The sequence below is a fragment of the Nonomuraea sp. NPDC049129 genome, assembly GCF_040648495.1.
In the GTDB taxonomy this organism is placed as follows: Bacteria; Actinomycetota; Actinomycetes; order Streptosporangiales; family Streptosporangiaceae; genus Nonomuraea.
Genome location: NZ_JBEZDU010000013.1, coordinates 154,498 through 162,844, shown reverse-complemented (window position 1 = coordinate 162,844; position 8,347 = coordinate 154,498). Strand labels below are relative to the sequence as shown.

At 69.2% G+C, this 8,347-nt stretch carries 8 protein-coding genes; 3 read left to right on the top strand and 5 right to left on the bottom strand.

Features of this window, described 5'->3' with window-relative positions; genetic code table 11:
* Window positions 1-85: 85 nt before the first annotated feature.
* Together AB0B64_RS35425 and AB0B64_RS35420 are read right to left on the bottom strand one after the other, a co-directional pair.
* A complete protein-coding gene (locus AB0B64_RS35425) occupies window positions 86-280 on the bottom strand; it encodes a CsbD family protein (RefSeq protein WP_357951612.1) in 195 nt (64 codons plus the stop codon).
* Between the two features lie 94 nt (window positions 281-374).
* Window positions 375-890, bottom strand: a complete 516-nt coding sequence (locus AB0B64_RS35420; protein WP_357951392.1) for a hypothetical protein — start codon at window positions 888-890, stop codon at window positions 375-377.
* 172 nt (window positions 891-1,062) lie between these two features.
* Here AB0B64_RS35420 and AB0B64_RS35415 point away from each other — a divergent pair, with 172 nt between their 5' ends.
* From AB0B64_RS35415 to AB0B64_RS35405, 3 genes are all read left to right on the top strand, one after another.
* Window positions 1,063-2,181 (top strand): NAD-dependent epimerase/dehydratase family protein, encoded by a 1,119-nt coding sequence (locus AB0B64_RS35415; protein ID WP_358182855.1) that lies wholly within the window; start codon window positions 1,063-1,065, stop codon window positions 2,179-2,181.
* Between the two features lie 428 nt (window positions 2,182-2,609).
* The gene (locus tag AB0B64_RS35410) at window positions 2,610-3,032 is read left to right on the top strand and encodes a hypothetical protein (protein WP_357951396.1); all 423 of its coding nucleotides are present in this window, start codon (window positions 2,610-2,612) and stop codon (window positions 3,030-3,032) included.
* Between the two features lie 6 nt (window positions 3,033-3,038).
* Window positions 3,039-4,352 (top strand): hypothetical protein, encoded by a 1,314-nt coding sequence (locus tag AB0B64_RS35405; protein WP_358182852.1) that lies wholly within the window; start codon window positions 3,039-3,041, stop codon window positions 4,350-4,352.
* A 165-nt stretch (window positions 4,353-4,517) separates the two neighbouring features.
* On the opposite strand, the gene AB0B64_RS35400 is transcribed toward AB0B64_RS35405, so the two are convergent.
* The 3 genes from AB0B64_RS35400 to AB0B64_RS35390 are packed head-to-tail and all read right to left on the bottom strand — an operon-like array spanning window position 4,518 to window position 8,339.
* The gene (locus AB0B64_RS35400) at window positions 4,518-6,380 is read right to left on the bottom strand and encodes an ABC transporter ATP-binding protein (RefSeq protein ID WP_358182849.1); all 1,863 of its coding nucleotides are present in this window, start codon (window positions 6,378-6,380) and stop codon (window positions 4,518-4,520) included.
* A gap of 34 nt (window positions 6,381-6,414) precedes the next feature.
* On the bottom strand, window positions 6,415-7,443 hold the full coding sequence (locus AB0B64_RS35395) for a BadF/BadG/BcrA/BcrD ATPase family protein (protein WP_358182846.1): 1,029 nt from the start codon (window positions 7,441-7,443) through the stop codon (window positions 6,415-6,417).
* Window positions 7,440-8,339 (bottom strand): N-acetylmuramic acid 6-phosphate etherase, encoded by a 900-nt coding sequence (locus AB0B64_RS35390; RefSeq protein ID WP_357951404.1) that lies wholly within the window; start codon window positions 8,337-8,339, stop codon window positions 7,440-7,442. The genes AB0B64_RS35395 and AB0B64_RS35390 overlap by 4 nt, the downstream gene beginning before the upstream one ends.
* Between the last annotated feature and the right edge of the window lie 8 nt (window positions 8,340-8,347).

The window sequence follows — 8,347 nt, the reverse complement described above, 5'->3', positions numbered from 1 at the left end:
TTTGTTCAAGCACGGGGGGGGGGGCCGCCGGCCCGCCCCCCCCCCCCCCCCGCGGCCCCATGTCCGGAGGTGTTCGTCGTGGCCGTTACTTCTTGAAGGCGTCCTTGACCTTCTTGCCGGCGTCCTTGACTTTCTCGCCGGCCTGTCTGAGGCCCCCCTCGGCCTGTTCTGTACGCCCTTCGGCCCGCAGGTCCTCGTCGTCGGTGGCCTTTCCGAGGGCCTCCTTCGCCCGGCCCTTGAGCTCCTCCGCCTTGTTCCGGATCTTGTCATCGGCGCCCATGTCCATGCCTTTCTCATCGGTTCCCGGAAACTCCCACTTTCCGAACAGACCGACTAGAAACATGGGGGCCGGTCAGGCGAGGCCCCGCCCCGGATTAGTTGACGCAGTCCTGCTTGTGGAGCCCCAGCGCCATCTCGTACACCTTGCCCTTGTTGAGGAGGAAGGAATAGTACGCATGCGCCTTGCCGGGGATGTCGACGTACGGGTAGCCGCTGGCAGCCGTCTTCAGCTTGGGATAGGCCTTCTTGATCTGCCGGTACGTGGAGCCCAGTCCGATGCCCTCAGGGGTCTTGGCGCCCTTGGGCGCGAAGATCACCGCAACGCCGTGCTTCTTGGAGATGAAGAGGCCGACGGAGTCGCGGCCTACCGGGTGAGCCTTCAGGCTCCAGCCGGTGCAGGTGGGGGAGACGCCGGCCCCGTCGGCGGGCGTGATCTTGCCGCTGGCCTTGGCCGCCTTCGTGCTCATCCCCAGCGTGATGCCCCCGTATCCGGAAGGGCCGAAAGTGGCGGGCGCGGTCGCGGCGTGCGCCGCTGGCGCGAGGCCGCCCAGCACCAGCCCTGCGGCCAGGGTCGTGCCCAATACGGTACGGGTCATCGTGTGTGTGGTCATGCACGGTTGGATGGACGAATGAGCCGCGAAGTTCGCACGAGACGAGGTTCTGACAACTGCTCCCGCTCGAAGTAGCCTCGAGGTCGGGCCGTGGACCGTACGCGACACCGGGCCCGAACACCGCACGGTCTACGCCAAAACCTTGCTCCTTCCTCCTTCAACGAGGGACGACATGCCGACCACGAGATCGTCATCAGGAACGGACAGTCGCCGGCTCAACGACCCCATTCTCGTCACCGGTGGCAGCGGCCACGTCGGCTCGCACCTGGTCAGCCGGCTGCTGCTCGACGGTCACCGCGTGCGCGCCACGGTCCGCTCGCCCGCCCGCGAAACCAGCCTCCGCGAGGCGGTGGCCGCGGCCGGCGCCGATCCAGGGGATCGGCTCGACGTCTGCCACGCCGATCTGTCCGCGGACGACGGTTGGGCCGCGGCCACGGCGGGCTGCGCCTATGTCCACCACGTCGCATCGCCGCTGCCCGCCGGTCAGCCAAAGGACGACGACGAGCTGATCGTCCCGGCCAGGGACGGAGCGCTGCGCGTCCTGCGTGCCGCCCGCGACGCCGGTGTGGCGCGGGTGGTGATGACCTCGTCGTTCACCGCGGTCGGGTACAGCCGTAAGGCGAGCGACGAGTACGACGAGCGCGACTGGACCGACCCCGCCGACGACAACACGGCCTACACCAGGTCGAAGACGATCGCGGAGCGCGCGGCCTGGGACTTCGCGCGGACCGAGGCCGATGACCTCGAACTGGCCGTGATCAACCCCACCGGAATCTTCGGTCCGCTGCTCGGCCCGCACCTGTCGGTCTCCACCATGCTCGTCAAGACTTTGCTCGACGGGGACATGCCGGTCGCGCCCCGTGTCTTCTTCGGCGTGGTGGACGTGCGGGACGTCGTGGACTTGCACGTGCGGGCCATGATCCACCCCGCCGCGGCCGGACAGCGGTTCCTGGCCAGCAGCGGCGAGATGATCAGCTTCCTGCACGCCGCCCGGATCCTGAGCGACCATCTGGGCGAGCTCGCGGCCAAGGTGCCGAAACTGGAGCTCGCCGACGAGCAGGTCAGGGCCGCGGCGCGGACGAATCCCGAGTTGCGGGCGATGGTCGACCAGCTGGGCCGCATCCCGCTCGTCCACGCGGACAAGGCTCGTGAGGTCCTCGGCTGGCAGCCGCGCGCCCCGGAGACCGCCATCGCCGACACCGCGGACAGCCTCATCCGCCTCGGCCTGGTGGCGAGCCGGCCCTCGGCCACCAGTCGTTCGGCGACGTTCGGCAACCGATCGAGATCATGAACCCGAGGGCGGGGTGTGCTCGCAAATAACAGAGCACTCGCTCCATAATGGTGTATCGTCGTTTCCGGCGCTGTGAGGTGTGCGGCGGCCTGTCGCCAGGCCGATACTCACCCGACCCGATCTTCCACGGATATTTGAGGAAGTAGTTCTGGGCTGATCATCAGGAGTTTTGATGTTGGCAAATCTCTCTCGGTCTTGCTCCCTGACCTTGTCAAAGGCCTCGGCGGGTTGATCAGACAAGGCGAGAAGTTCGCTTTGGAAGCGTCGCCGCAGCATGCTCCTGTCCCCGGCAGAGGTATCCGAGCTTGGGGTAGCGGTCGCATCAGGGGCGCCGAGGCCGAGATTTAATGGGCGCCCATTGAGCACTGCGTCATGGGCCAACGGGATATTCGCAATCGACGACTCAAGCGCGATTTAGGAGCGTGAGCATGGCGCCAGAATCGATACCACCCAAGGCCCTGGAAGACAGCTGGCCGGGTCTGGAGGCGGAGCGAGATGGCGTCACCTACAACGAAAAGGTGATCAGGGAAAGTGCCAAAGCGCTGAGAGAGGCGCTGGGGCGCTTCACCGGCGAAGGCGGCAGCGCCAAGGGGAGCAGCCTGGCCGCCGGCCAGGGCTCCATCGATGATCTGACCAAGTACGCCGCGCTCGAGGAGCTGAGGACCCAGTTGCAGAGCGTTGCCCGGTGGGAGGGCGGTCGCACGTTCGCCAAAATGCTGGAGACCTGCCACCAGGAGTTCACCACGATCTATCGAGAGGTCCACAAGAACTTCGATATCGCGATTGCGCTGCTCGACGCCGGTGCGGGCAAATACAAGGACGTCAGCGACGCGAACACGGACGGAGCCTAGCCACCCATGGTCGAGAAGACCGACAAGAAGACACACTGGCTCAAGCCCTCCCGCGGTGAGGACTGGACGATCGATAACGACGACCGCAGATTTGAGGAGGTCAGGGACTTCATCAAGGGCATCAGCGTCAAGGAGATTCAGGATGCCGGCGCCTCCTACGTGGACGCGTGTTCGGTCGTCGCCAACGCCCAATGGGTGCTCGGACAGGAAGCCGAGGCTCTCGCTAAGGTCTGGGAGGGCAAGGCCTCCGTAACGGCACAGCGGGCCCTGAGAACTCTTTACATAGCGCTCGGCGAACTCTCTGACAAGCTGCTGGCGATGGGCCGTCCGCTCGAGACCCTGGCCGGAGTGGTACGCCAACACCAGGAGTCCATCGACGGCGAACTTCCGGAGGCGGAGCGCGAAACCTCGAATTTCGGCTTCAGGCGCGATGGTCACGGCGACCTCATTTTTAACGGAGTCCTGCAGTCGGGCAAGCATGGCGTGGATTTAACCTGGAAGAATCTGGGTAAGCTGGCAGGACTGCAGCTGGAAGCGTTCAGCAAGGACCTCGAGGCGATCTACAGCACCCTTCCCAAGACGGTGGAGATGGAACTGCCCGCCATCGCCTATCCGGTGGCACCGCATGAGAAGCCCGAAACGGTCGACTACAGATTCGGCGAGAGGCCGTCCGCCGGAGCCTCCGACCGCTCCCCCTCCCATATAAGCCCCACTGGCACTGACCGCTCAGGCGGCGGCCCTGCGTTACCTGCCGGCGCGGACTCTTCCGCACCGCATGGCGAGCGCGCCCATTTCCCTGGTGATCCCGAGGACCGGGACAGGGCGGACCTCAGCCAAGGGCCGGACAGCCGATCGTCCGACGCCGCCCCGGGCAGCACGAACGCACCCCGTTGGCCGGCCATCCTCGACGCGAACGGCAACGACACATCGCCTGGCGACCCCACCCACGGCTCGAACGATCCCACGAGCGCCCTGGATCGGCCTACCAACCTGCATACCAAGCTGGCAGACTTCCAGCGCCCAATCGACTCGGACAGCAGTCCGATCCACTCCACCCCCAAGAGCCCGAACCACTCCGCGGCCACCGACCCCGGCAATCCCGGCGCCGGCATGGGCAGTGGATCGGGAGCCCCGGCGACGATCAACGGTATTCGGGCCACCGCCACGAACGGGACAGGCTCCCCCTTCATGCCGATGAGCGGGATGGGCGGTGCGAGCGGCCAGGAGGACAAAGAGCGCGAATCCGCCACTTGGCTCCACGAGGACGACGACGTCTGGGGCGGCGACATGGACGGTGTGGTCCACGACAGAATCGGCTGATCGCCTGCCAAGCGCCACCGCAAGGCCCGTGTCGTGTCCGGTCGCCGTCACCAGCGGTGCTGAGAACATTCTGCGTATCGCGTCACCAGTGGTGCTGAGAACGTTCTGCGTATGACGGCCGGTGACGACGGCGTGTGGTTCGCCGTCGCCGCCGTTGCTCCGCGGTTATCGGTAGGCGCTGGCTTGGAGGGTGTAGAGGTCGGCGTACAGGCCGTCCAGTGACATGAGGGTGTCGTGGGTGCCCTGCTCGGTCACCTTGCCGTGCTCCAGGACATAGATGCGGTCGGCGTAGCGGACGCTGGCCAGCCGATGGGTGATGAGCAGGACGGTGCGGCCGTCGGAGTGGCTGCGGATGCGTTCGAACAGGGCGTGCTCGGCGCGGGCGTCGAGGGCGGCGGTCGGCTCGTCGCAGATGAGCAGCGCCGCGTCGCGGTGGAAGCCCCGGGCCACCGCGATGCGCTGCCACTGGCCGCCGGACAGCTCGTGGCCGTCCTTGAAGCGCCGGTCGAGCAGCGTGCGGTAGCCGTGGGGGAGGTCGCCGATGACCACGTCGGCCCCGGCCACCTCGGCGGCCGAGTGCAGGGCCGCTTCGCCTTTGTCGGTGCCCATGGTGATGTTGTAGCGGGCCGTGAGCGGCCAGCGGGTGTGGTCCTGCGCGATGACCGCGGTGCGCAGCCGGAGGTCGTCGGGTTTGACGTCTTTCAGGTCGATCTCGTCCCAGGCGACGGTGCCGCTGTCGGGTTCGTAGAGGCCGGAGAGGATCTTGGCGAGGGTGGTCTTGCCCGAGCCGTTCTCGCCGACGAAGGCGACGATCTCGCCGCGCTTGATCTCGATGGACACCTCGCAGAGCGCGGGCTCGTCGGCGCCCGGATAGGTGAAGGACACCTTGTCGGCGACGATGCACTGGAAGGACTCGGGCGCCGTGAGCGGGCGGGGGCCGGGCAGCCGGCGTTCGGCGTCGGCGCAGAACTCCAGGAAGTCGGTGAAGTAGAGGCCCTGCTCGTAGAGGCGGTTGGTGGCGTACATGAGGCTGCTCAGGGACTGCTGACCGGATCTGATCGCCAGGACGGCGGTGCCCGCCACGGCGAGCGGGATCGCGGCGATGGCCAGCAGGATGCCGAGCGCGACGTAGACCACGCCGGTGCCCAGGCCGCCGAAGGCCTCGCCCACGAGCCGGGCCACCGTCTGCCGTCTGGCCAGCAGCAGGAGCACCTCCTGCTCGGCCTTGGCCACCGCGTCGTACATGCGCAGCAGGAAGCCGCGCATCGTGAACGAGCGGACCTCGGCGGCGGCCTCGCGCTCGGCCAGCAGTTCGGCAATGATCCACTTGCGGCGGCGGGCCGGGATGAGGGAGTACATCGTCGCGTAGCGCATCCGTGCGCTGCGGACCGCGGCCCAGGCGTCGGGCAGCACCGCCAGCAGGAGCAGCGGCAGCAGCACCGGGTGGAGGACACCGAGCACCCCGGCCACGGCCGCGAGGCCGACCACGGCCGTCACCACGTCGATGGCCGAGGACACCACCGAGTCGGCCACCGCCACGCCCCGCATGTTGGCGCGTTCGAGGGAGTCGTGGAAGTCGGGGTCGTCATAGGCGACCAGGTCGACGCGGCTGGTCAGGCCGTAGAGCCGCTCCTCGGTGTGCCGGGAGATCTGGGGAGTGAGGCGGGACTCCGCCCAGCCGGCGCCCGCTTGCATGGCGGTGCGCAGGGCGGCGGCGGTGGCGACGAGGGCGAGGCTGGGCAGCGCGGCCATCACGCGGTCGGGGGTGGGACCCTGGCTGAACAGGGCGGCGAGCACGCCGGTCGTGGCCAGCAGCCCGAAGGCGGTGAACACCCCGCCGAGCAGGTTGAGCGCGACGGTGGCCAGGGTGTCGCGCGGGCTGGCTCCCCAGGCCATGCGCAGCGCCTGGCGCACGAGGGAGGGGAGCCGGCGGGCGATGGTCAGGAAGCTGACTTCCGCCATCTTGTCGGTGTGGGCGTGCCAGTCGGCGATGGAGATCTCGCCGAGTTCGAGAGGCTCGTCAGACATACGCTCAGTGTGCACTCGGGCACCGACAGTTTCATCAGGTCATCTTCTCCGGGGCCGCCGCCGATGCTCGGCGCCGTTCCGTACCGCCTGTTCGTCCGCTGTCCGGCCGATCCTGTGACGCTTCGGTGAAGACGTAGACATAGGGGTGGTACGGCCGTACCGAACCGTCGGCGGCGGTCCGCGCCAGGGCGAGCGCGCCGTCGGCGGAGTTGCCTCGCGGCGGTTCGAAACGAGCCTCGGGAAGCAGCGTACGGACAGTGCTCTGGAAGGGCTCCATCAGCAGATCCGCGGCGTCGAACAGCCGGCCGCCCCAGGAGAAGACCGGGTCGAGCCCGGACGCGGCGGCCAGCGCGGTCTGGCCGAGCTGCCGGCCGGCCTCTGTCCAGATCTGCCGCGCCACCGGGTCCCCGTCACGGGCCGCCTCGCCGACGGCCGGTGCGAACGAGGCGAAGTGGTGGGCCGCCGACCCCGCCGCGTACACCAGCGCCACCAGCTCCGAGGGGGGCCCGAAGTGCGCCGTCAGGCGTTCGAGAAGCGCGGGCGACCCGCCCGCCCGGCCGTCATGCGCGCGCAGAGCGGCGTGCAGGCCGCGCATCCCGATCCAGGCGCCGCCGCCGTGGTCGCCGAGCAGGTATCCCCACCCGTCGGACTGGTTCCAGACGCCGTCCAGGTCGGTGCCGAGAGTGATGACGCCGGTGCCCGCGGCGACGACGACGCCGGGCCGGAACCCGAGCGCGCCGACGTGCGTGGTCACCATGTCACCGGTGACCACGAGCGTGCCCAGGCCGAACCGCCCGCGCAGGGCGTGCCAGAGCGTGCTCGGGTCCGGGACCAGGCCCGGCAGTCCTGTCGTGCCGATCGCCATGCCGGCGAACCGGTCGAGCTCCCGGCCGCCCAGGGCGTTCTGGATGACCCGGATGATCCGCGCCGCGAGCCGATCGAGGTCGACCCTGCCCTGAACGCGCGGCACCGGGGACGCGTCGTCCCCGGACACGATCGACCCGCCCGCCTCGATCCGCACCCTGATCCCGCCACCGCCGACGTCCACGCCCGCCAGGTTCATCCGGCGTCCGCCAGCGCGGCGACGGCCGCACGGACGCCCGGATGCCGCTCCAGCGCGGTCCGCGCCTGCTCGGCCGAGCAGCCGGTGAGCAGCCGTACGAGCGCTTCCGGGATGTTGCCGCCCGCGTCGGCCAGGACCGCGCGGCAGCTCGCCTCCTCCTCACCCGTCGCCTCGACGAGCAGGCTCACCGCGCGCTCGCCGAGCTTGGCGTTGGTGGCGACCAGCCCGACCATGAGGTTGCCGTACGTCCGGCCCGCCTTGATCATGAGAGCCGTCGAGAACGAGTTGAGTATCACCTTCGTCGCCGTACCGGCCTTGAGCCGGGTGGAGCCGGTCAGCGCCTCCGGCCCGGTGGCGGCGACGACGTTGATCTCGGCCAGCTCGCGGAGCGGAGCGTCCGGGTTGCAGGTCACCAGCACCGTGAGGGCGCCGGCGGCGCGGGCCGCGCGCAGCGCGCCCGCCACGTACGGGGTGGACCCGGACGCCGTGATCCCGATCGCCACGCCGGCCTCGTCGAGGACGGCGGCGTCGGCGGCGCCCAGCGCCTCGGCGTCCTCCTGGTCGACGGAGGAGTCGGTGACGGCGGCGAGCCCACCGGCGAAGTGGGCGGTGAACAGGCCACGCGCCGCCCCGAAGGTCGGCGTGATCTCCGTGGCGTCGAGCACCGCCAGCCGTCCGGAGGCGCCGGCGCCGAAGTAGTGCACAGTTCCGCCCCGGTTCAGCCGGAGATGTGCTTCGTCCACCGCGCGGGCGAGCTGGTCGCCGGCCGCGCCGACGGCCTCGACCGCCCGGGCGTCCTCCTCTCGCAGCAGGCGGAGGACCTCGCGGGACTCCAGGGTGTCGATGTCGGCGGTGCGTGGGTTCCGGCGCTCGGTCGGAGGTACCACCTGGGGCATCGTTCTCC

Bases quoted from the DNA above. Each gene is read 5' to 3' on its own strand.
- AB0B64_RS35395 (WP_358182846.1), bottom strand. From the start codon at position 7,443: ATGAACCTGGCGGGCGTGGACGTCGGCGGTGGCGGGATCAGGGTGCGG.
- AB0B64_RS35415 (WP_358182855.1), top strand. From the start codon at position 1,063: ATGCCGACCACGAGATCGTCATCAGGAACGGACAGTCGCCGGCTCAAC.
- AB0B64_RS35390 (WP_357951404.1), bottom strand. From the start codon at position 8,339: ATGCCCCAGGTGGTACCTCCGACCGAGCGCCGGAACCCACGCACCGCC.
- AB0B64_RS35400 (WP_358182849.1), bottom strand. From the start codon at position 6,380: ATGTCTGACGAGCCTCTCGAACTCGGCGAGATCTCCATCGCCGACTGG.
- AB0B64_RS35405 (WP_358182852.1), top strand. From the start codon at position 3,039: ATGGTCGAGAAGACCGACAAGAAGACACACTGGCTCAAGCCCTCCCGC.
- AB0B64_RS35425 (WP_357951612.1), bottom strand. From the start codon at position 280: ATGGGCGCCGATGACAAGATCCGGAACAAGGCGGAGGAGCTCAAGGGC.
- AB0B64_RS35410 (WP_357951396.1), top strand. From the start codon at position 2,610: ATGGCGCCAGAATCGATACCACCCAAGGCCCTGGAAGACAGCTGGCCG.
- AB0B64_RS35420 (WP_357951392.1), bottom strand. From the start codon at position 890: ATGACCACACACACGATGACCCGTACCGTATTGGGCACGACCCTGGCC.